Annotated in this window: 19 protein-coding genes; 6 read left to right on the top strand and 13 right to left on the bottom strand. The window is 40.7% G+C overall.

Features of this window, described 5'->3' with window-relative positions; genetic code table 11:
* Positions 1-68: 68 nt before the first annotated feature.
* Both M1D71_RS14495 and M1D71_RS14490 read right to left on the bottom strand, forming a co-directional pair.
* On the bottom strand, positions 69-1268 hold the full coding sequence (locus tag M1D71_RS14495; protein ID WP_458127044.1) for an MFS transporter: 1200 nt from the start codon (positions 1266-1268) through the stop codon (positions 69-71).
* Positions 1269-1641: 373 nt separating this feature from the next.
* Positions 1642-2835, bottom strand: a complete 1194-nt coding sequence (locus M1D71_RS14490) for an MFS transporter (RefSeq protein WP_458127043.1) — start codon at positions 2833-2835, stop codon at positions 1642-1644.
* A 133-nt stretch (positions 2836-2968) separates the two neighbouring features.
* Here M1D71_RS14490 and M1D71_RS14485 point away from each other — a divergent pair.
* Positions 2969-4089 (top strand): IS3 family transposase gene (locus M1D71_RS14485; RefSeq protein ID WP_458123683.1). Its coding sequence is split into 2 segments (ribosomal slippage): positions 2969-3218 and positions 3218-4089, totalling 1122 coding nucleotides; the frame shifts between segments, so codons are not numbered across the junction.
* Positions 4090-4198: 109 nt separating this feature from the next.
* Positions 4199-4618, top strand: a complete 420-nt coding sequence (locus M1D71_RS14480; protein WP_458127042.1) for an Lrp/AsnC family transcriptional regulator — start codon at positions 4199-4201, stop codon at positions 4616-4618.
* A gap of 128 nt (positions 4619-4746) precedes the next feature.
* On the opposite strand, the gene M1D71_RS14475 is transcribed toward M1D71_RS14480, so the two are convergent.
* Positions 4747-5748, bottom strand: a complete 1002-nt coding sequence (locus M1D71_RS14475) for an LLM class flavin-dependent oxidoreductase (RefSeq protein WP_458127041.1) — start codon at positions 5746-5748, stop codon at positions 4747-4749.
* Between the two features lie 337 nt (positions 5749-6085).
* Here M1D71_RS14475 and M1D71_RS14470 point away from each other — a divergent pair, with 337 nt between their 5' ends.
* Positions 6086-6844, top strand: a complete 759-nt coding sequence (locus tag M1D71_RS14470) for an MBL fold metallo-hydrolase (RefSeq protein WP_458127040.1) — start codon at positions 6086-6088, stop codon at positions 6842-6844.
* A gap of 344 nt (positions 6845-7188) precedes the next feature.
* Here the strand turns inward: M1D71_RS14470 and M1D71_RS14465 are convergent, their stop codons facing one another.
* The gene (locus M1D71_RS14465) at positions 7189-7383 is read right to left on the bottom strand and encodes a CPBP family intramembrane glutamic endopeptidase (RefSeq protein WP_458127039.1); all 195 of its coding nucleotides are present in this window, start codon (positions 7381-7383) and stop codon (positions 7189-7191) included.
* 300 nt (positions 7384-7683) lie between these two features.
* Here M1D71_RS14465 and M1D71_RS14460 point away from each other — a divergent pair, with 300 nt between their 5' ends.
* Positions 7684-7791, top strand: coding sequence for a MerR family DNA-binding transcriptional regulator (locus tag M1D71_RS14460; protein ID WP_458127252.1), 108 nt, complete (start codon positions 7684-7686; stop codon positions 7789-7791).
* Between the two features lie 356 nt (positions 7792-8147).
* On the opposite strand, the gene M1D71_RS14455 is transcribed toward M1D71_RS14460, so the two are convergent.
* From M1D71_RS14455 to M1D71_RS14445, 3 genes are all read right to left on the bottom strand, one after another.
* Positions 8148-9887: an ABC-F family ATP-binding cassette domain-containing protein gene (locus tag M1D71_RS14455; protein WP_458127038.1), complete on the bottom strand. Its 1740-nt coding sequence runs from the start codon at positions 9885-9887 to the stop codon at positions 8148-8150.
* Positions 9888-10105: 218 nt separating this feature from the next.
* Positions 10106-11137: an alpha/beta fold hydrolase gene (locus M1D71_RS14450; protein WP_458127037.1), complete on the bottom strand. Its 1032-nt coding sequence runs from the start codon at positions 11135-11137 to the stop codon at positions 10106-10108.
* Positions 11138-11318: 181 nt separating this feature from the next.
* Entirely contained in the window at positions 11319-11963 is a 645-nt protein-coding gene (locus M1D71_RS14445; protein ID WP_145325454.1) for a response regulator transcription factor, read from the bottom strand.
* Positions 11964-12776: 813 nt separating this feature from the next.
* Between M1D71_RS14445 and M1D71_RS14440 the strand changes: the two genes are divergently transcribed.
* Positions 12777-14540: a methyl-accepting chemotaxis protein gene (locus tag M1D71_RS14440; protein WP_458127036.1), complete on the top strand. Its 1764-nt coding sequence runs from the start codon at positions 12777-12779 to the stop codon at positions 14538-14540.
* Here the strand turns inward: M1D71_RS14440 and M1D71_RS14435 are convergent.
* From M1D71_RS14435 to M1D71_RS14425, 3 genes are all read right to left on the bottom strand, one after another.
* Positions 14529-14702, bottom strand: coding sequence for a hypothetical protein (locus M1D71_RS14435; protein WP_458127035.1), 174 nt, complete (start codon positions 14700-14702; stop codon positions 14529-14531). The two genes, M1D71_RS14440 and M1D71_RS14435, sit on opposite strands and share 12 nt — an antisense overlap.
* Positions 14703-14749: 47 nt before the next feature.
* Positions 14750-14908, bottom strand: coding sequence for a hypothetical protein (locus M1D71_RS14430; RefSeq protein WP_458127251.1), 159 nt, complete (start codon positions 14906-14908; stop codon positions 14750-14752).
* 66 nt (positions 14909-14974) lie between these two features.
* Positions 14975-15376 carry a hypothetical protein gene (locus M1D71_RS14425; protein WP_458127034.1) on the bottom strand — a complete coding sequence of 134 codons (402 nt, stop codon included), beginning with the start codon at positions 15374-15376 and terminating at the stop codon, positions 14975-14977.
* Positions 15377-15714: 338 nt separating this feature from the next.
* Between M1D71_RS14425 and M1D71_RS14420 the strand changes: the two genes are divergently transcribed.
* Complete coding sequence (locus M1D71_RS14420; protein ID WP_458127033.1) at positions 15715-17475, top strand: methyl-accepting chemotaxis protein; 1761 nt, start codon at positions 15715-15717, stop codon at positions 17473-17475.
* A 113-nt stretch (positions 17476-17588) separates the two neighbouring features.
* On the opposite strand, the gene M1D71_RS14415 is transcribed toward M1D71_RS14420, so the two are convergent.
* The 3 genes from M1D71_RS14415 to M1D71_RS14405 all read right to left on the bottom strand — a co-directional run bounded on the left by M1D71_RS14415 (position 17589) and on the right by M1D71_RS14405 (position 22244).
* Positions 17589-18476 (bottom strand): aldo/keto reductase, encoded by an 888-nt coding sequence (locus M1D71_RS14415; protein ID WP_458127032.1) that lies wholly within the window; start codon positions 18474-18476, stop codon positions 17589-17591.
* Between the two features lie 373 nt (positions 18477-18849).
* Positions 18850-20517 (bottom strand): glycoside hydrolase family 13 protein, encoded by a 1668-nt coding sequence (locus tag M1D71_RS14410; RefSeq protein ID WP_458127031.1) that lies wholly within the window; start codon positions 20515-20517, stop codon positions 18850-18852.
* Between the two features lie 98 nt (positions 20518-20615).
* Positions 20616-22244, bottom strand: a complete 1629-nt coding sequence (locus M1D71_RS14405) for a glycoside hydrolase family 13 protein (RefSeq protein ID WP_458127030.1) — start codon at positions 22242-22244, stop codon at positions 20616-20618.
* Between the last annotated feature and the right edge of the window lie 50 nt (positions 22245-22294).

Raw genomic sequence — 22294 nt, 5'->3', positions numbered from 1 at the left:
GAATAAGTTGCAATAATACTTTAATCTCTCAGTGATTGCGCTATAGTACGTTTCCTGTGAGATTATTCTTATTGGAGTGAGGTTTGATTGGATGTTCCTTTCCAGAATACCGTAAGTCCTAAACCGATGATCAGAACTATTCCTGCAAAAAGGTAAGGGTAATGAATATTTACATCAAATAGAATTCCACCCAATGCTGGGCCAAAAAAATTCCCCAAGCTAGTGTAAGTGGAGTTCATTCCTGCTACGAAACCTTGCTGTTTACCAGCAGTTTTAGATAAGAAGGTAGTTAGCGCAGGTCGTAACAAATCAAATGCTAAAAAAATAAAACAAGTTACAATTAAAACGGCCATGAAGCTCGTGACAATAGTAGATATTAATGCTAAAACCGAACCCATGATTAGGCAGACCTGAATCACCATTTTTTCGCCTAACTTATTTACTAATTTGCCGAACAATAAAATTTGAATAATTACTGCTACAATGGAACTTATGGTGATGATACTTGCGATATCCTTGGGAGTAAAGCCGAATTTCTCATCCGAAAACAAGCTGAAAACCGTTTCGTAGGCAGATAATCCGAAAGCAAGAACAAAGACCATAATAAACGCTATTAAGTAGATGGGTTGAATTGATTTCCTTAAATCCTTAACGAAGCTAGAACCCTTTGTGTTTAACGATAGTTGTTGCATCTCTTCATGTGACAGAGGCTCTTTTAATATAAGTGAAGAAGAGATCGCGGCTAAGAGTGCCATAGCAGCGGCAAAGAAAAATGGCATTCTAATTCCATAATCGGCTATAAACCCACCTACACCTGGCCCAATAATAAATCCGGTGCTGATCGCAGCGGAGACGTATCCCATCGCCTTTGGTCTGTCCTCTGTAGTAGTAATATCAGCCACGTATGCAGTTACAGCAGGCATGATAAAGGCAGCACTTATTCCTCCCAGCACTCTGGACAAATAAAGTATTGAAACATGTGTTCCCAATCCAAAAATCAGTTCTGATAAGCTAAATACCAGTAACCCGATAACGATCATTCTTTTTCTTCCAAAACGATCAACCCATCTTCCCGCAAAAGGCGAAATAATTAACTGGGACAAGGCATAAACTGCAACTAGATAGCCCATTGTACTACCGGATAAATCCAACATATCTTTGAAAGAAGGCATAACAGGAACAATTAATCCAATCCCCAGAAAGGCTGTGAAAATATTACTTAGTAAAATTACCATTACCGTTTTTTGATCTTTTATTGGCTTTTTCATCTGAAGACTCCTCTTACGGCGCACTTAATGGCATGTATTGTGATGTAAAATCGACTGAAGATTTCCTGCAATAAGACGATTTGTTGCCAAACACGAATAATTCAGATTGAAGTTAAAAAACTTCGCAACCAAAAGTAGAAAACAAAGGTCACTGCCCACTTTATCAAGCAAAGTGGGCAGTGACCTTTTGTTCATGAGAACTATATTTTTGCGCTCAAGATTCTTTCAGTGTATATGCTGGATGATCACCTCACCTGAATAACAATGAAGAAGTAGCTTTGGTTCCCAACCTGCTTCGCTTTCCATATATCCTGTGGGTGGCATGTTCTAGGATACGGTGCATTTACAGCAAGCCTTATAGCATAATTACCTATTATCGTTCTGTTATAGAGAGTTGTTTACGAAGTGCACTTTCTTTTCTACCATATAAGAAATAATAAGAAACAAGTGTTGCCAAAACAAGCAGGCCAAGAAATACGTACAAACCATCATATCCTGTATATGGAATGATCAAACCGATAACAGATGGTCCAAATCCGTTTCCTAAATCTATAAATATAAAAAAAGTGGCAGTTGCTAAACCAACTCGGTGAGGTTCGGCTAAACGGATAGATACCGCTTGAGATATAGAAGAAATGTTACCAAAACCTAGAGCGACCAGTGCTGCTGCCAGCAACAAAGTAACTCCACTAGTAACGGATCCTAAAACGAGTAAGCCTGCCCCGAAAAGGACAAAAGCGGGATACATGATTACGTTTGCTCCCTTTTTGTCCACGACCCGTCCAGTAAATGGTCTAGATATTAGGACAAAAACGGTATACACCATAAAGAAAAAACTTGCCGATTCTACTAAGTTCAATTCCAAAGCATAGACATTTAAGTACGAGATTATACCAGAAAAACAAAAACTCATCAGAAATGCAATGATTGCTATGGGTAACACTTTCAGTTCTATAAAGTCAGCAAGTTTTATTCCCGTTCCTTTTTTCGCTTCAGTGTTATTAGGCAAAGGAATTTTTATGAAAATTGCAATCACAAAATTAATAAGTCCCAGCACGAAACATAAATAATAAATCATATTGAAACTTACATTCTGACTCATATACATACCGATAAATGGACCTAAACCAGTCGCTAATGCCGTACTAATTGCAAAATAACTAATTCCTTCACCTTTTCGAGATGCTGGAAGAGTCAAGACGACAACTGTGCCTACAACAGTCTGTGCCACCCCTACCGTGAACCCATTTATCAATCGACTTAAAATGAGAAAAGAGATATTGTAATGAATGAGGTAAAGTAATGTTGTTAAAATAAACATAAGCAGTCCTGTTATCAAGATTTTTTTTGATTTTACAAGTCGTCCTGTTAATAACCGGCCTATTAATGATCCGATAATGAAAACACCTGCAATAATCCCTGCTTGGCTGGACGTTGCATTAAACTCATTAATGGCATACAGCGTAATTGTCGCGTTTAATAAAAAGAAAATTAAAGTTATAAAGAAATTTATAGCTGAAAGAGAAATGAACTCTCTTGTCCACAGTCTTGTATTTAACTGGCTCATGATGATTCTCCTTGGTTATTTATGAGTATCTTACATATTTGCGCGTGGTGTATTGGATCGGCTACACTTAGTTGGACAGAAAAAATAAGGGCTTGTAGAATAAAACTATCATGTTAAGGAGCGGATCTCTACAATGCCTAAACAACAACGACGCACATTCACAACCGAGTTCAAAAAACAAATGGTAGAGCTCTATGAAAATGGCAAGTCCAGAGCAGCCCTTGTGGAGGAGTACGACCTCACTGCTTCGGCTCTAGACCGCTGGATCAAGCAATCGCAGGCCACGGGCTCTTTCAGAGAGAAAGACAACCGTTCACCTGAAGAAAACGAATTAATGGCTATGCGTAAAGAGCTCCAACGTCTACGGATGGAGAACGATATTTTAAAGCAAGCCGCGCTGATCATGGGACGAAAGTAGCTATCATCCAAAATAACCGTGATAAATCCTCAGTATCAGCAATGTGTAACGTCCTCGAAATTGCCAAAAGCACGTTCTATTATGAAGCGAAGGAAAAGCCAAATGAAGACAAGCTAGCGGAAGCCATTGTGGGCATCTTTCGCAAAAATCGAAATGCCTACGGTACACGAAAGATAAAAGCCAAGCTTCAGGAAAGAGGAATCATCGTCTCTAGGCGTCGCATCGGTCGAATCATGCAAGAGCACAGTCTCGTCTCCACGTACACCATTGCTCAGTTTAAGCCTCTCAAAACAGCTTGTAATGAGGCGACAACAGCGAATGAATTAGATCGGGAGTTTAATCAGACGGAAGCGAAGCGTTTCGTGGTAAGCGATCTAACGTATGTGAAGGTCGGGCATCGGTGGCATTACGTTTGTGTCCTCATTGACCTGTTCAATCGCGAGATCATTGGTCATAGTGCAGGTCCACATAAGGACGCTGCTCTGGTTTCGCGTGCCTTTGCAACGGTAGAAGGCGACTTAAGCCAAATCCAGTGGTTTCATACCGATCGTGGAAGTGAGTTTAAAAACCACACGATGGACCAGCTTCTAGGTACGTTTGGTATTGGCCGATCACTCAGCAAGAAAGGATGTCCCTACGATAACGCCGTGGCCGAAGCCACCTACAAGGTCATGAAAACGGAGTTTATTTACCAGATGGAATTTAGAAACCTTCGTCATTTAGAACTGGAATTATACGACTACGTCAACTGGTTTAACAGGCATCGAGTTCATGGATCGCTGGGGTATTTGACGCCTGTTCAGTATCGCCAAACAGCCCTTAAAAAAGTTGTCTGATTTAATGTTGACAATCCATATTGTACTGAATCAGACTATACTTGTTGCATAGGGGATAGAATGAAATTAAAGATATCTGATCCTCAATTCATTAAAGAAAGGAATTCAAATGTTAGACAATACTGATCGTCGAATATTAGATGAATTATCCAATAACAGTCGAGTTACGATGAAAGAACTTGGCACAAAAATTCATATGACTGGACAAGCTACTGCGTCCAGAGTAGCAAAATTAGAAGACAATGGAGTTATTGAGGGATATACCATTAAAGTTAATCAAGCTAAATTAAGCTGCTATATACACGCATTTATTACAATATTCACAAAGGAAACAAACCATCAATTTTATCTCTCTTTTATAAAGACACAAAAGAACTATATAATAAATAATTATAGGATTAGTGGAGAGGGATGTTATATTTTGGAGTGCAGGTTTCCGTCAAATGAATATTTAAATGATTTTCTAGTTGATTTAAATAAACATGCCAATTACAAACTCTCCACTGTTATTAATAAAATGGATATTTGAAGCTTTGATGATAAATATTAAGTTTATGTGATAATTCCAGAAAAAAAGCGAGACTCATTAAGACCCGCTTCTTTCCTGGAATTATTGTTATTTCACAGATAACGGAATTAACTTTCTTCAAGTCTCTTTTAATCAAATAATTCATCAACAACGCTTTTTAAAATCTCATAAGAATGAATTTCCTTTTCAGAGTCGTATATATTTGATATCACAAGGAGTTCATCTACTTGATACGTCTGCTGAAAATTAATTAAATCACGCCGAAGAGTGTCCGCATCGCCCAGAATGGTATACCCTAGTCGATGATATATAATGTCCAATTCAGCTTGGGATAAAGATTGAAGGAATTGTTCAGTCGGTGGAACAAGCTGACTTAAATTATTTGTATAAATATCAATATATACTTGCAGATGGCTCGCAGAAATTAGTGTAGCCTCCTCCACTGAATCAGCTACGATCACACAGATACAAGCCATCACATATGGTTCCTGTAGATCGGCTGATGGTTTGAAGTTCTCGCGATAAATATCCAGAGCTTCCCTCATATCGTGAGGTGAGAATTGTGCACCAAATACATAAGGTAAACCAAGATTTGCTGCGATTTTAGCTGAACCTATTGAGGAACCTAATACAAAAATTGGCACATTCGTTCCAATACCTGGATAAGCACGAATCTCCCCTTGAACGCTCTCGTCTCCTACATATTGCAAGATTTCTTTTACTTCTCGTTCGAAGAAAAATACACCATTATGATTGGACCGTCGAATCACTTCAGCAGTTTTTTGATCCGTGCCAGGTGCACGCCCTAATGCTAAATCTACTCGACCCGGGTACAACGTTTCAAGTGTTCCGAACTGCTCAGCTACAACTAGAGGTGAGTGATTAGGTAACATAACACCACCTGAACCCACACGAATTTCCTCTGTGTTTGATAGTATATGCTGTACAATTGAGACGACAGCTGCACTTGCATATGCATCGTGATTATGGTGTTCTGCAAACCAAATACGTTTATAACCCATTCGATCTGCAGCCTTAGCTAAAGATACTGCGGAATCTATTCCTTCTTTCATTGTTTCGCCTTGTCTTAATGGAGCAACTGACAAGACAGATATATCAAATTTTTTCATGATTTCACCTCAAAAATACTATTTTTATGCAAAATTGAGAGAGAACATAATCTTTTATGTTGAATGTAGATCGCTCTCGATCGCATATCAAATAAATGTATACTTTCTCAATCCATTGTTACATAGAGAGAATAAAGTAATTTCGTGCTTTTGTTTTACAGTTGAAAGTTTTATATAAAATAGAATTTACATAGTCACCGAAATAGAATTTCTAACGATCAAACATACTTTCAAAAATAAACTAAAACATCAAAAACACTTGAATTAATTTATGTATTCGTCTGAATTAAGTGTGTAGACTATAAAAGAAATATCTAGAAAAGGGAGCTACAAAAAAATGAAGATACAACAAATTCGAAACGCAACAATTGTGGTTGAATATGCAGGATATAAATTTTTAGTTGATCCATTCTTAGCTGAAAAAGGAGCATATCCTCCATTTCCTAATTCTATAAGAGAAGACCGCAATCCATTGGTCGATCTTCCGGTACCTACTGAAAGCCTGTTAAATAATCTAGACGCGGTTATTCTTACTCACCTTCATTTGGACCACTATGATGATGTAGCCAAGAAAGTCATACCTAAAGAAATTAAAATGTTCGTTCAAAATCAAGAAGATGCTGATCTTGTGCAAAAAGATGGTTTCACTAATGTTGAGGTACTTCAGGAAGACACTGAATTCAATGGTATCCAGCTGATTAAGACTCCAGGCGAACACGGAAGAGGAGAAATCTTGAAAATGGCTGGATTAGTTTGCGGAGTTGTTTTTAAGCATTCCGGTGAGAAAACCTTGTACGTAGCCGGCGATACAGTATGGTATGAAGCTATTCATGAAGTACTAACTACGTACAAACCGGATGTCATTGTTGTTAATGGCGGGGACAATCAATTCATTCAAATGGGCTCACTTGTTATGGGGAAAGATGATATTTATGAAGTCTGCAAAGCGGCCCCTGACGCTAAAATTATTTCTGTGCACATGGAAGCTGTAAATCACTGGGGACTGTCCAGAGGCGAATTGAAAAATTTTGTGAATGAAAAAGGTATTTCAGATAACGTGTTTGTACCTGAAGACGGAGACTCGTACACGATTTAAAAGGTTACGTAAGCTATGAAAGCGTTGCGGAACATTTAAACTCATGAAATCCCCAATAAACCCCAGCTATCGAAGCTCGGAGTTTATTGGGGATTTACTACTTCTTTTTTCTGAAGAAATCGAACTTGATTGCATAATCAAAAAGAGACGTAATTACAATAGCTCCAAGTGGAATCAATAAATAAACCCATCGCGGATTATTTGGAGCTTCTCCAGGGGCGGAATCAGTTAAAAAAACATAAAGAACAATACAATAAATTATGGCCACTACAATACCTGTTATGTTTCTATTTTCCATAGCTGTTGCTCACCTCTTATCGTGTATGCAGATTATAATAATCATTCTAACTCATCGCTGTTAACAACACAGCAATTGTATTAAAGACACCGTGAACGATCATAGCTGGCACGACCGATCCCGTACGTTCATAGGTCCATGCAAGCACTATTCCACTAATAAAATTCATGGGCATGGCATTTATAGTGGGAAAATGTGCAAAAGTAAAGATTAGCGAACTAATCACAATCGCCCATCTCATATGAACACGAGACCGTAGCCAACGATATATAAATCCACGTGAGATAGACAGTCGCCACACTGAATCCGATGAGAATGAGTGTCCACAGCCCAATCCTCCACCAATCTTTCGCAGGAAATCTCCTTACTCCTACCTCTGTCCAGGACATTTTCTTCGGTCGTAAAGCAATAAAGTATAATCCTAACAAAAGTACAATGGCGATGCTCATACATGGACTGTACTGCATATTTGATAAAGAATATTACGAATACAAACTCAAGCGCAAGTAAAGCAATAAACTCACGCCATGTCCACTGATTCATCTTCTTCCACATTTCCGTACCAGTCATCCTTAATCCCTCGGTATCCAAACAGCGGAACATTTCTGTTCGAACCCTACGTTATTATGATCAGATCGGTCTTCTTTAGATGAAACTTTTAATGGAGACGAGAAATTGATGGAGAAGTTTTGGGAAGTGAGGAAACTCCCTACATTAGAGTCAGGATTGTACCCCATATCGGACGAAGTGCTGAAATTTGTAGAGATTAGCATAGCTCACGCTCTAGAAAAAGGAGAGGAACAGAAATAAGAAATGAGGAATTATTATTGAAATCATGCGTATAACCGGGAAGCATCTCCATTGAAACGGCCACAACGAAAACTAAAAAAAACTGACGCCGGTAGAATACCGACGCCAGTTTGCTGCCTAGGGCCTTTTTATTGAAACTTTTCCTCCGACATCATGTTTCGTCGTTGAACTCCGACTAATTCACTTTGCCCTATTTTAAAGCAACTTAATTAGCTCTTCTAGCTCATCAACCAATGATTTTGCAAGTTCAAAATTAGTATCTTTCAGAGCCAATTCTATTTTCATTTCAACTGCTTTTTTCTTTTGTTCAGTTTCCAAATAGTCTTTATCAAAATGAATCGCATAAATCATCTCACTAAATTCTTGCATACTCATTTTTCTAATCGTCTTATCGTCAATGATTAAGACATAATCCATACCATTTACAACAGAATAAAAATCATGAGAAATCATGAGAATTGCACCTTTATAGTCCTCAATGGCTTTCTCCAATGCAATTTGTGTATAGGTATCTAAATGGCTTGTCGGTTCATCCAGAAGCAATACGTTTGCTTTACTGGCAGAAACTTTAGCCAATTGAAGCATGTTCTTTTCTCCACCAGATAAAGATTCGATCTTTTGATCAAGGATCTCTCCTTCAAATCCATAATTTGAAAGATACGATCTAATCTCATCATAAGTTTGAAACCCGGCATCGATGAAATCATTTAGTATTGTATTGGAATCCTTTAGCATTTCGCCTTGAACCTGAGATAAATAAGCCACGTTGACATCCTCATTTATTTCAATTGAAGCATGGTTATTTTTAAAGATCTCTCGGAGCAAAGTTGTTTTCCCGGTACCGTTTGGACCGATCAGGGCTACTTTATCTGTAGATTTGATCTCAAAGTTCACATTTTCCAAAAGCAACTCGTCAAAGGAAACGCTATAATTATTGACGTTAACCACAACGGTGTCTTCCAATTCCTTATCAATACCAAAACTGATATTCGGCTGCTTGATATCTACAAATGGCTCTTTTATTCGACGTGCTTCTAATCTCTCTTGAAACTTGACTCTGGCTTTTAACGCTCTGCCTCTGGAGGCTTCCGAATTATACGTGGCGATCTCTCTAAGATTGTCGATGATGTGATCGTATCTCTCAATTTCTTCAGCTTCAGCAACCGCGATTTCTTGTAACTCAATTTTGGTCTGAAGTAGTGAGAAGTTATAATCAATATATCGTCCGTCAAACTCTTGGATCTCCGTATTTTCAAGGTGTATAATTTTGTTGAAACAATGATTCAATAAATATCGGTTGTGCGTAACCACCAGCAGCATGCCCTTGTGGGTATTTATAAGTTTTTTGAGCGCATTTAAGTTTTCAAAGTCTAAAAATACATCTGGTTCGTCCATGATCATGAAGTCTGGGCGATTGAGCATTTCCTTCATCACTTGAATAAGTTTGAACTCCCCACCACTCACTTCGGATATACTGAGATTTTTGAGCTTCATGAGGTTGGCTAGATTTAGCTGCTTATTAATGGTCTTTTCGTAATTATCCCCATCCATCGAATCGAATGCGTCTAAAGCAAATTGAACCTTTTCCAGCAACGAATCCATATCGGATGTCGTTTCCATTTCAGCATAAATCGCTGTGATTTCATCTTGTATCTTGATAAATTCTTCTCCGATATATTCAAAGACGGTCATTTCTTTCGTTTTGTCGACTTGCGAGAATTGACTGACATATCCGATTCTGCAATCCGGGTCCATCTCTAACTTGCCCTCAAACAGATATCTTTCCGGATCCATCAGTATATCGATTAACGTACTTTTCCCACTGCCACTCGTTCCGATAAAAGCGCAATGTTGGCCTTCTTCAAATGTAAATGAAATGTTGTTATATAGTTCCTTTTGTGGAAATGAGAAGGATAAGTTATCAACTTTTATCATAGTGTTACCTTTCTTTATAACTAAAATGGTGACTATTATTAAATGTCTTGTTGGACACAGACTTTTAGAGTAACACTGTTTACCCCCAAGTACAATCCATTTTTAGCCCTTACCCTTACTTTGAAATTTGAATACGTTGCTTTCCTAGTGATTAGAGGGATGGATTTTATGAATAAGTAATATTCCATCCCGCTTCACTTTTTAATTTCTAACAAATGTTACTGAGTAAAGGTATCTATCATCCAATTGAAGAATCTTTCCTTTTCTTCATAGTGTGGGTAGTGAGCCGATTCTTTATAAGAAATAAATTCTTTCTTGTTAGCTTTAATTCCGTCAAAAAACTGCTTGGCAGCATGGGACGAAGTCATAAAGTCATAATCTCCCATAACAAAATAAAATGGCAGATCCAGCTTCTTAATTAAGGAAGGCAATGGACGACTCATCACTTCACCAATTAGAATTCCTTGTGAATAAGTCATTCCTTTATAATAACGTATGACATCGAGCATGTTGTATTCACTACTGAACGTCATTCCAAGGAAACTGTCATCAGGGTTATCCATCAATCTCGCAGCACCATTGTATCGTGTAACAATGTCTCTCGGTGTGAATGTCTGCCCTTGATTAATGGCTTCAGAAACCTGATTCAAACTTGCTATGTCATCATTATTACCTGCAAGCTGAGCTTGTTTCATTACATAATTCCAACCGTCCATCTCACTCTGCTTAGTATCTCCTACCTGACCAATTCCGATGTAGGCTTCATATTTCTCCGGTGCTTTATGAGCAGCCAAAGAACCAATGTAAGTACCGAAGGAATGGCCGATCAGGATCACCTTTTCCTTGCCAAGGCGTTCAGAGATATAATCCGTGATAGCCAGTATATCATCAACCAGCAAGTCCGATGATAAATTGGAGTAATCCTCAAAAAAATCATAAGACTTTCCGCTTGCTCTTTGATCATAGTTCACAATGGTAAATCTGGATTCCAGTGCATCCTGATATTGCTTGGCGTGCGGAATTTCAGATGCGCTCGGCCCACCGTGTACATACAGAATGACCGGATTCTCTACATTCTGACCGCGGATCATGATTTCATGACCTGTTCCATTGATCTCTACTTGTTCCAGTACACTAATACTATTTTCCCCTTTTATTTTCGGAGTCCATGTTGGAAAGTAAAGAACCACCATTGAAAGTATTAAAACAGCAATGCCGATCCCCAAAAATAATTTCTTCATTTTTTTCATCCGAATTACCCCTCTCTGCGCTTCAATCTTTCGAATTGATTGTTCCGCTTGTTATAAATTTAGACTTTAAAAGTCATATTGACATAGTGCGATTTAGTCATGAATTGAACCTATGACATAAAAAAACGGCAACTCCAATGAGTTGCCGTTTTTTTATGAACATCAGAAACGTTCTACCTGTTTATTCTTCCATCATTCCTGAATCTCTGGCTTTGCGAGTTGCCTCCCTTCTTCCTTTCACATCCAATTTGGAATAGATGGAAGAAATATAGTTTTTAACGGTCCCTTCACTAAGAAACAAAGCTTCAGCAATATCTTGATTGCGCAAGCCAGATGCCAACTTGTGAAGCACTTCAATTTCACGTGCGCTCAATCCGTACTCATTGCTCTTTGGAGCAGCAGACGGGGGTATATTTTTTATCATTTTGGCCGCCATTTCCTGAGAAATTAATGTACCTCCTGTATGAACCACACGTATTCCTGCAGCCAGCTCCTTGGGACGGATCGCTTTGAGTAGATACCCCTCTGCTCCATGGCTTAATGCCGTCAAAACATAATCCACTTCCTTATATGAGGTCAGCATGATGATCTTAATCGCCGGAAGCTGTTGCTTAATTCGTGACGTTGCAGCAACGCCATCCATGACGGGCATATTAATATCCATTAGCACGATATCCGGCTGAAATTGTTTACTGCCTTCAATGGCTTCTTCCCCATTTTTGGCTAATCCGACAATTTCAAAATCTTCTTCAAGAGACAGGACAATATGCAGACTCTCCAGAATAAGCTCTTGATCGTCGACAATTAATATTCTAATCTTCTGCATGTAACTTCACTCCATTTAACGGAATTTCGCATCTCACCTCGGTGAACGACGTGGCTCCAGATGAGGATGAGAGGGTAAGATTACCCCAATTTCCTGAATCACGCGAAGAATAGCTTGTCGCGCTTTAAGAAGCATTGCATGTTCTGTCATAGGCAGATTCAATGTAACATTCGTTCCATTGTGCTCGGCAAAGCTATCAGCAAGTACTATAATCTGCTTAAAGAGGCTATCTAGCTCCTAGATAACGAGAATCATTGAAAGATGACTGCTCTGACTCCACAAAAATATTTTTCCACTCCCTAATCACCAAGTGTTATCACTACCTAAAAATAAATCTTAGATTATTTCGTAAGAAAAATACAGTTCTTTTATGAGTGGTCAAAAAAATGAGCGGTGCCGAACCTTTCGCTTAGGCTTTTCCATGATCCATTATCATTATTTAAATTCCTCCAATCATAGAGCAATATGTTTTGAACGAATGCATTCCACCGCTGTATTTTCCCTCATTTTAATTTTTGTTTTTGATGGCATACTATAGGGCGACGATTTTAATCCACAACTCTTGCCACAATTGACCTATTCCGCAATCGTTAGCTCCATCTTGCTGAGAACAATCCGTGTAAGCCCTGAGAACTTTGATGGACTTGTTGTTTCAGACTAATTTTCACTTTTACACGTTAGTTTATAATCTGCGTATATATAAATATAAATCAAATCTAGAATCAGTCTTCATTTCCCTCTTCAATTTTACGATAAATAGTATGGGTTATTAGAATAACCATATTGTTTAACACTTCTAAGGGGGAACAGGATTTGAGACAGACTTACAAAAAAAAGATGGATTTAAGGTTCAAACTGTATTTGATTATTCTGGTTCCGCTGCTGGCCATGGGCGGTCTAATCATGTGGACCACCATCGACTCCAGTGAAAACGCATCATTAATGACCATGCAGCATAACAATCAGCAGCTGGCTGTGAATACCGCCTCTCAACTAGGTCAGGAATCGGAATTAATTAAGACATTATCTTCTACTGCTTCAGAGGAGAGCAACGAATATAAAAGTCTTAGGGATGAACTCGTTAAAGTTAGGCTTCAATCGGGAGCCTTGTATGTTTATATGTATAACAAAACCTCGGACGGGTGGATCTACACCGTGGATGGAGCGGATTGGGATGATACAGAGTATAGCCCTTACGGCACTGCAATGGAATTCAACCCTCAGATTCAGGAAACCTTGTTAAGAGGTGAAGTTGTCACAACAGGCATTGTAGACGATCCAACCTGGGGACAGCTTTTGTCCTCCTTTACACCAATCAAGGATTCGCAAGGCGTTGTTATTGGCTATCTGGGCATTGATATTTCTGCTGGAGCAGTGAATCAAGTCTCCGCGACATCCGTGAATAATGCGTATCAGACCATTATCCCGATTTTTGTGGTTGTACTGATTCTTTCTTTGGTCATGATGCTATTCGTAGTACGAGGTATTCTTAGACAAGTACGCGATATTAAGTCAAGCCTCGAGCAGGTTGCTGATGGGAATCTTAAAGTCGTATCCACACATATGACCAATGATCAACTCGGTGATATCAGTGATTTGATTAACATCATGGTTGCCCAGTTGACGAACATTCTAATGGGAATACAGCAAGGATCAAATACGTTGCAGCGGTCATCAAAAGATATTTCGGAAACCGCTCAGACGAACCAGCGTCAGAGCGAAGAACTTTCCAGAGCGATTGAGGAAATTGCCATAGGTTCAATGAAACAGGCTGAAGAGACAGAACACTCCGTCCAGCATTCAGAGAATCTCGGCAAAATAATGGATGAAGTAGGTTCATATGTGAAACAGTTTACACATACTTCAGAGCAGCTATCTTCTGTTCAAGTACAAGTTACACGTGAACATGAAGTTCTGCTTGAGAAGGGTCGAGAGAATGCCAAACGTGTTGAGCATCAACAGGATATTTCCAGGTCTCTGACGACTCAATCCGAACTCGCTTCCTCTATTAGCGGTCAAATTCACAACATTTTAAAACAAACTCAAATTCTATCCCTGAATGCTTCAATTGAAGCAGCCCGAGCTGGAGAAGCGGGTAAAGGCTTTGCGGTCGTTGCTGGTGAAATGGGACAGCTCGCTCAACAATCCGAACGTTCGATCCAGGAGATTGATGAGATCCTGAGTTCATTTGTTCAAGAGATACATCGTATGGGCAGTCATTTTGATGCGAATATGGTAGCAGTTAAGGAACAGGAGAAACAGATCGCTGATTGCCTCCAGGCATTTAGACAGGTTAGCCGCTTATCGACCGAAGTGCATGAGTTGGCTCAGAGTTTAGACAGCCGGACGATGGATATGCACTCTATTCGTCAGGAGTTGGAACAGAACCTCAGTTATATTGCTTCCGCAACCGAGGAAACTTCAGCCATGGCCGAAGAAGTCACGGCTAGTGCTGTGGAACAGCAACGGTCGGCGAGCGAACTGTCGAACATCTCCGGGGAACTCTCTGGTCTTGCAGGGGACCTCAAATCATATTCCGATCAATTTCAAGTCGAAGTCCGTAAATCAGGTCCATAATAATAAAGCCTTCGTTACCTGTCGAATCAGACGGCCGGCACGAACCATGAAGTAAGGCGCATAGCTTCCTTTCTCCTTAGTCATGTGAGTCCGCTGGGTCTCGTCATCGATGATATCGAAATGTCCCTGGGATTCGATCAAGATGGTCATAACGACGATCATAAAATAGAAAGCCTGCCTCTGAGAGCAGGCTTTTGTTCGTTCTGGGATTAAAATGTCCGATACCAATTTCGGTAGTCCAGAGCTAGGAGACAATTGTCGGACACCTTGGCCTCCTCTGCTTCTAACAATCTGCGGAACAGGAAAACCAAATTTAGCAACATCAGGTTTTCGGGTTCTTTTAGTGAAATGCCTAAGAGCCGTTCCAGCTTCTCCAGTCGGTAAGCCGCTGTATTAACCCCTTTTCAATCTATAAAAGTACAATATGCCTATAATCATTTTTGAGTGTTGCTTACACCTTTTAATTCCATGCCTCTTGTAAAGAACACAATTCCAATAGCAGCAAACGTTACGTAATTACTTATCTTGGCTATTACTTCTTCATCATCCTCATAATTGATCCAGAACAGTAGAACGAATGGTGATATTATCATTAATACTTTCATAGCTAACATAAATACATAATGAACTCTTTGCTTACGCAAATTCCCTTGTTCTGAGTTAATTCTAAAGCTAACTTTAGAAGAGTCATAGATTGTTATTAATAGTGCGATGATGCTTGAGTATGCCGTTATTTTCAAACCAATCTCAATCCATGGAACAAATGCTGCAACGGCGATACCCAGATAAATTCCAGCAGCTAAGTAAAAAAGGTTAATCTTAATCTTTCTGTGCAAAATCCCTCGCTCCTATCATATCACCTGTATATTTTACCATCATTATACAACAATAAATGTTTGTTTACCTTTGTTTTATGAAACATCGCAGACAGCATATATTCATCTTCTCTACTTTGTGAAGAATGCATTTTTATGCGATTGCCACTATTGGTTTTACCAATTCTATTTGCCCTGTGTTGAGCACAACGGACGAGTTCGTTTACAGAGATTTTCATTGCTCAAAGACTTCATTTTACCTCCTTTTTTTTCGATATATTAGATACAGATTTAATTCGAATTTTAACTATCAGGTTCTGAGTTAGATCTCTACATTGACATACTTAGGGGGAACTGAAGTGAAAACAAAGATTGGATCCATTCTAAAAATGAGAACGTTAAGGGCTAAGTTAGTCTCTTTGTGCTTGGTTATACTTATTGTGCCCACAATCGTAATAGGGTTCAGTTCTTATACCGTTTCTAAAAATGAAATGAATGAATCCGGCAAGGCTGCACTTGAAAATAGTGTGCGAATGGTCATTGGTATGATTAATCTCCTCAACGAACAGGTAGAGAACGGAAGTTTAACATTGGAGCAAGCGCAGGAGAAGCTCCGCGTAGGACTGCTCGGTGAAAAGAATGCAGATAATAAGCGGCCTGTTAAAAGTGAATATACTGTAGGGGAAACAGGATATCCATGGGCTGTTGGCAAAGATGCGCATTCCGTAATGAATCCTTCAAATGAAGGACAGGATTTGACAGATGTCGTTACAGAAGATGGCGTATATTTGGGAAAAGAGCTCGTTAATGTTGGAACAGCCGGAGGCGGATTCGTCACCTACAAGTGGGCTCTACCTGATACAGGTGAGGTTGAAACGAAAGTTTCATATGTTGAAATGGACCCGCATTGGGGATGGATCATCGGTTCGGGTGCCTACTTAAGTGAGTTTAACAGTGGTGCCACACAAGTATTGTATCTTGTTCTTATAGTTATGGCTGTGGCGGTTGTTCTTGGATCCATTATCGTTAGCATCATCTCAGGACGCCTAACGAAGCCGATCCTTATGGTCGCTAAGCGATTGAAATCCGTTGCGGACGGTGACTTAACCGTTGAAGAAGTTAAGATGAAGTCCAAAGATGAGATCGGTGAGCTTTCTCAGGACTTTAATCATATGATTAAAAACATGAGAACACTTATAAGTCAAGTCGATCTCTCTACCAAGCAGGTAGCCTCATCTTCCAAAGAGTTGACTCTTGGTGCGGAGCACACCAGTCAGGCAACGGAGAATATCACCATTTCCATCCAGGAATCTGCAGCCGGTGCACAAGAGCAGCAAATGATGCTTCAACGGACAACCAACTCACTCGAGGAAATATCGATCGGGATCCAGCGAATAGCGGAAAGCTCATCAACCATTGCCGATTCTTCTGTTGATGCGATGGAACTCGCGAACATAGGTGGTACAGCCGTAGAACATACGGCGAAGCAAATGAATCTAATCAACAAGTCGGTTAATGAAACGGATGTAGTCATGAGAATGCTGGATGAACGTAGCCTGCAGATCGGTACCATGCTGCATGCCATTACGGATATTGCGAAGCAGACGAATCTTCTTGCTCTGAACGCCTCGATTGAGGCAGCCCGCGCAGGCGAAGAAGGCAGAGGTTTCTCGGTAGTTGCTGCTGAGGTGAGAAAACTTGCTGAACAATCGAACCAATCATCTGGCCAGATTTCGACGTTGATTCAAGATATGCGCACAGATATCGAACAATCGCTCAAAACGTTGAATCGAGTTAAACAGGACGTCGACTCCGGCATACAGATTGCTAATGAGACGGAACAACAGTTTAACAAAATCGTAGGGTCTACCAACTTTATCGCCCAACAAACGGAGGAACTTGCCAGCGTTACACAGCAGATCACGGCAAGTGTCCAGGAAATCACAGCGGGCCAAGAGCAAGTCTCCAATCTTGCACTTCAAGCTGCAGACAACTCCCAAAATATAGCTGCTTCTTCAGAAGAACAACTGGCTTCAATGGAACAAATCACGAGCTTAGCCACAACCTTGTCCGATATGTCTCAAAAGTTAGAGCGTTTGACGATTCAATTTAAATATTAATTTTGATTCTTCTAGGTAAAAAAAGCAGCCGACCCCTTCTACTTTGGTCGGCTGCTTTCTCCGTTTTAATCCACAACGATATTGTCCTCAGCAAGGTACAACGATCAGCTCGCTTACAACTCCAGATCTGCTGCCCGGGCATTCGCTTCAACCTGCTCCGGGCTTTTGCATCCTGGAATGACGCAGCTAACGGCTGGATGCTTCAGACACCAGGCAAGAGCCCACGAGGCCATGTCGACACCTTCAGGAACTTCGTTCTTCTGGATTTCACTTACCAGCTGTAGTTTCTCATCGATCTCTTGACGCTCGCGTCCCTTTCTGACATTGTCATTGAACACTGCGCCCGGCTTGTACTTGCCGCTCAGATAGCCGCTGGCCAGTGGGACTCTTGCAAGCACACCAAGGTCCTGCTCCTGACATGACGGGAATACCCTCTCCTCGGGCTTCTGGTCCAGACGGTTATATACGACCTGTATAGCCTTCGCGTTTAACTCACTAGCCTTGCTCGTCTGATGCAGATTATCGTTGCTGCCAATGGAGATACCAAGATTTCGAATTTTACCGGCCTGTACCTGCTTGTCCAGCATGGTCCACAGCTCGTCGTTATCGAAAGCCTCATCTGATCCGGAATGGAACTGATACAAATCGATATAATCTGTTCTTAGGGCTTTCAGGGATTCATCCAGCTGAACACGGATCTGATCTACGCTCCAGGCATTGGTCCAGTGATCATGCCACTGATGACCAAACTTCGATGCGATCACCCAATCCTCACGCCGGTCACGGGATATAAAATCGCCGATAAAGTTTTCCGACATATGGTGAGGTCCGTAACATTCCGCTGTATCAATCAAATTAATACCAAGCTCTTTGGCACGGTAAAGAATATCATCGACTTCCTTCTGGGTATAGTCTTTACCCCAGTCCCCGCCAAACTGCCAGGTGCCCACACCTACGACGGATACATCCAGCTCGGTCTTGCCCAATCTTCTGTACTTCACGCTACTCACCTCGAGGTTTAATATGTTGGTCAAGTGACCGAATGGTACAATAAGTTTTCAATTAACGATAACGCTTTCATAATAAAGGATAATCAACAAATTATCAATCTGAAGTATGCTCGTCTGTATACGCAGGAAGAACCCTCTTAAATTTAAAATTATTTAATATATCCCCTTTTAAAATAAATGACTTTGCTTCACTCGTTTCACGCCCTCTACTGGCTGAAGGCATAATAAATAAAGCCCCTTAGAGATTCATTGGATAAACGGCGCTTATTCCAATAACTTATCTAAGGGGTTCACTTACTTGAAGTCAAAAATTAGAGAGTGAATTCTCTGTTTGCTTCATTGGATACCTGTAGGAAAATCAGACTTATTTTTTATCACTTAAACCAACGATCGTTTCATACGGTCGCAGCATCTTAGGCAGCTTGCTATCTTCGTAGTTGGTAAGCCAGATCTCGGAGAAGTTAAGGCTATGCTCTTCTTCCTTAAGCTCTACGGCTTGATCAGAGAGATTGACTACTACAAGCACCTGTTGGTCTGCCAGAGTACGTGTATAAGCAAATACACTTGGATGTTCCGGCATAAGAAGCTCATAGATACCATACGTCAGCGTGTCGTGTCCTTTTCGCAGCTGAATCATTCGTTTATAAAAGTGAAGGATGGAACGCGGATCCTGCAGCTGTTTCTCTACATTAATATGAACGTAATTATCATTCACCTTAAGCCACGGCGTACCATTGGTAAACCCGGCTTGTTCTGCAGAAGACCACTGCATCGGCGTTCTGGAGTTATCGCGACTTGATGCCCAGATGATGTTCATGATTTCCTCATGCGACATCCCCTCTTCGCGTTTGATCTGATATAAATTCCGATCGGCTATGTCGTTATAATCCTCTATGGAAGGATAAGCTACGTTCGTCATGCCTATCTCTTGCCCCTGATAAATGAACGGAGTGCCTTGCATGAAAAAGTACATGGCTCCAAGTGCTGTGGCACTTTCATACCAATACTCCGTATCATTTCCCCAAGATGAAACTTTGCGAGGCTGATCGTGATTTTCAATAAACAAAGCATTCCAGCCGACGCCTTCCAGTGATTTTTGCCACTTGGTCAAGACGTTTTTCAATTTGGGAACATCCAGTTGCCTGTCTGTGCTGTTTTTCCAAAGGTCAAGGTGTTCGAATTGGAAGACCATATTAAATTTCCCTCTGACTTCACATATCCAATCTAGCAGATCTTCTTGGTCCTCTACCTTAACTCCATTCGCTTCCCCAACAGTCACGACGTCATATTTGGATAATGTATTCTCTTTCATTTCTTGCAGATAATTCTGGATCCCTTTGACATTCATATGCTTTTCAAAAGAAGAGATGTATTTGACGCCTTCTCGGATTGGCATGTCCAAGAGGCCCTCTTCTTTGTGAATATGGCTGATGGCATCGACACGGAAACCATCAATACCTTTATCCAGCCACCAATTCATCATTTCATAAATGGATTTCCGAACTTCCTGATTTGCCCAATTCAAATCCGGTTGTTTTTTGGAGAACAGATGGAGATAGTACTGTCCGGAGACTTCATCATATGCCCAAGCAGAACCGCCAAAGATGCTCTCCCAGTTGTTGGGTTCTTCTTCGTTCTTCCCATCTCTCCAGATGTACCAATCTCGTTTGGGGTTATCCAATGAAGCTCTGGATTCAATAAACCAAGGGTGTTCGTCACTGGTATGATTGATCACCAAATCCATGATGAGTTTCATGCCCCGGTGATGCACTTCATGCAGTAATTGATCGAAGTCCGCCATCGTACCGAATTCATCCATAATGGAACAGTAATCGCTGATATCATAACCATTATCGTCATTGGGTGACTTATACATCGGGCAGATCCATATCAGATCAATGCCGAGATCTTGAATATAATCCAGTTTTGAAATGATCCCATTAATGTCGCCAATGCCATCCCCGTTGGAATCCATAAAACTTCTCGGATAGATTTGATAAGCTACTGTTTCTTTCCACCATACTCTTTTCATTGAAAACAATCCTTCTTTCTCCACCACTTTATAAACCGCACGAATCAATCACACAAGTCCTTTGCGGATTATATAGACTTTATTTATAGTAGTATGTTTTAAGCCTGAATAAGGTACATTCTGGCTTCGTATGGACGCAATTCGCTTTCTGACATTTCGCCCAGATAATTGGATATCAAGAGCTGGTTCGACTCTGTCAATTGCTCCTGAAGCGGAAGTTCAGTCGTATATCCCTGGAAATTGCATACGACAAGGATTGCCGTACCATTCAACGTTCGGGTATAAGCAAACACGTCTTGATTCTCTGGAAATATCAACTCATAATCGCCATATACGATGACTTCATGTTCTTTTCGTAATTGAATTAACTTCCGGTAATAATGGAATATGGATTCAGGGTCATTCAAACATTGCTCGGCATGGATAAACGTATAATTTGGATTCACCTTAAGCCAAGGTTCCCCTAGTGTAAAACCCGCGTTATCGGAAGCGTTCCATTGCATCGGTGTTCTGGCGTTATCGCGTCCCTTGGCGTAGATCGACTCCATAATGCTGCTCTCAGGGTATCCTTCCCCCATTCTTTCCTTGTAAAAATTGAGCAATTCAATATCACGATAATCTTCAATCGCATATTGAACATTCGTCATGCCCAATTCTTCACCCTGATATATGTAAGGCGTACCTTGCATGCCATGAAGAAGGGTCGCCAACATTTTAGCGGATTCAACTCTGAATTGTCCGTCATTTCCCCAACGTGATACGATTCGAGGCAAGTCATGGTTGTTCCAGAACAGACTGTTCCAGGCGTCTCCCTTGAGCTCTGTCTGCCATTTGGACAGCACCTTTTTTAATGCCATCACATCCAAAGGCTTAAGATCCCACTTTCCTTTGCCTTCTTGTTCATCCAAGCCGATGTGTTCAAATTGAAATACCATTGAAAACTCGCTACCGTCCGGGTTGCTGTATAGTTTGGCGATTTCCGGAGTGGCGCCCCATGTTTCTCCAACCGTTAGCAGGTCTTCCGCTTTTTGAAACGTCTCCTTGCTCAGTTCCCTGATATATTGATGCAGATTCGGCCCGTTTCCCGTAATCTTCAAATCCGGTTCTTTGCCTATTAAGTCGATCACGTCAAGTCGAAAACCACCAACACCCTTATCAATCCACCAATTGATCATGTTGGATATCTCCTGCCGGACTTTTGGGTTTTCCCAGTTGAGATCTGGCTGTTTTACGGAAAATAGATGCAAATAATATTGCCCGATCTCAGGCATCCATTCCCAGGCTGAACCACCGAAGGTGGACCCCAAGTCGTTCGGAGGCGTTCCTTCCACGCCATCTCTCCAGACATAATAGTCATGGTACGGATTATCTTTGCCTTTCTTGGCTTCCTGAAACCAAGGGTGTTCATCCGACGTATGGTTCAACACCAAATCCATAATGATTCGAATGCCTCGTTTCCCGGCTTCATGAATTAACGTTTCCATATCTTCCAAAGATCCAAACATGGGATCGATGTCCTGATAATCTGAAATATCATACCCAAAATCATCTTGAGGGGACTTGCAAACGGGTGATAACCAGATCGCACCAATGCCGAGTTCCTGCAAATAATCCAATCGGGACACAATGCCCTTCAAATCGCCTATTCCATCTCCGTTTCGATCTTGAAAGCTGCGTGGATATATTTGATACACAACGGTTTCTTTCCACCATTTTTTATTTTCCATGTTCCATTCAACCTCTCTATCACAAGAAAAGTGGTTTTATTTTCATCATC

The sequence above is a fragment of the Paenibacillus sp. Z3-2 genome, assembly GCF_054161325.1.
The sequence above is the reverse complement of the archived record's forward strand: the minus strand, read 5'-3'. Positions and strand labels throughout refer to the sequence as shown.

Excerpts from the sequence above, each read along its gene's own strand:
- M1D71_RS14495 (WP_458127044.1), bottom strand. The coding sequence starts at position 1,268 with ATGAAAAAGCCAATAAAAGATCAAAAAACGGTAATGGTAATTTTACTA.
- M1D71_RS14490 (WP_458127043.1), bottom strand. The coding sequence starts at position 2,835 with ATGAGCCAGTTAAATACAAGACTGTGGACAAGAGAGTTCATTTCTCTT.
- M1D71_RS14480 (WP_458127042.1), top strand. The coding sequence starts at position 4,199 with ATGTTAGACAATACTGATCGTCGAATATTAGATGAATTATCCAATAAC.
- M1D71_RS14475 (WP_458127041.1), bottom strand. The coding sequence starts at position 5,748 with ATGAAAAAATTTGATATATCTGTCTTGTCAGTTGCTCCATTAAGACAA.
- M1D71_RS14470 (WP_458127040.1), top strand. The coding sequence starts at position 6,086 with ATGAAGATACAACAAATTCGAAACGCAACAATTGTGGTTGAATATGCA.
- M1D71_RS14465 (WP_458127039.1), bottom strand. The coding sequence starts at position 7,383 with ATGAGATGGGCGATTGTGATTAGTTCGCTAATCTTTACTTTTGCACAT.
- M1D71_RS14455 (WP_458127038.1), bottom strand. The coding sequence starts at position 9,887 with ATGATAAAAGTTGATAACTTATCCTTCTCATTTCCACAAAAGGAACTA.
- M1D71_RS14450 (WP_458127037.1), bottom strand. The coding sequence starts at position 11,137 with ATGAAAAAAATGAAGAAATTATTTTTGGGGATCGGCATTGCTGTTTTA.
- M1D71_RS14445 (WP_145325454.1), bottom strand. The coding sequence starts at position 11,963 with ATGCAGAAGATTAGAATATTAATTGTCGACGATCAAGAGCTTATTCTG.
- M1D71_RS14435 (WP_458127035.1), bottom strand. The coding sequence starts at position 14,702 with ATGATCGTCGTTATGACCATCTTGATCGAATCCCAGGGACATTTCGAT.
- M1D71_RS14410 (WP_458127031.1), bottom strand. The coding sequence starts at position 20,517 with ATGAAAAGAGTATGGTGGAAAGAAACAGTAGCTTATCAAATCTATCCG.
- M1D71_RS14405 (WP_458127030.1), bottom strand. The coding sequence starts at position 22,244 with ATGGAAAATAAAAAATGGTGGAAAGAAACCGTTGTGTATCAAATATAT.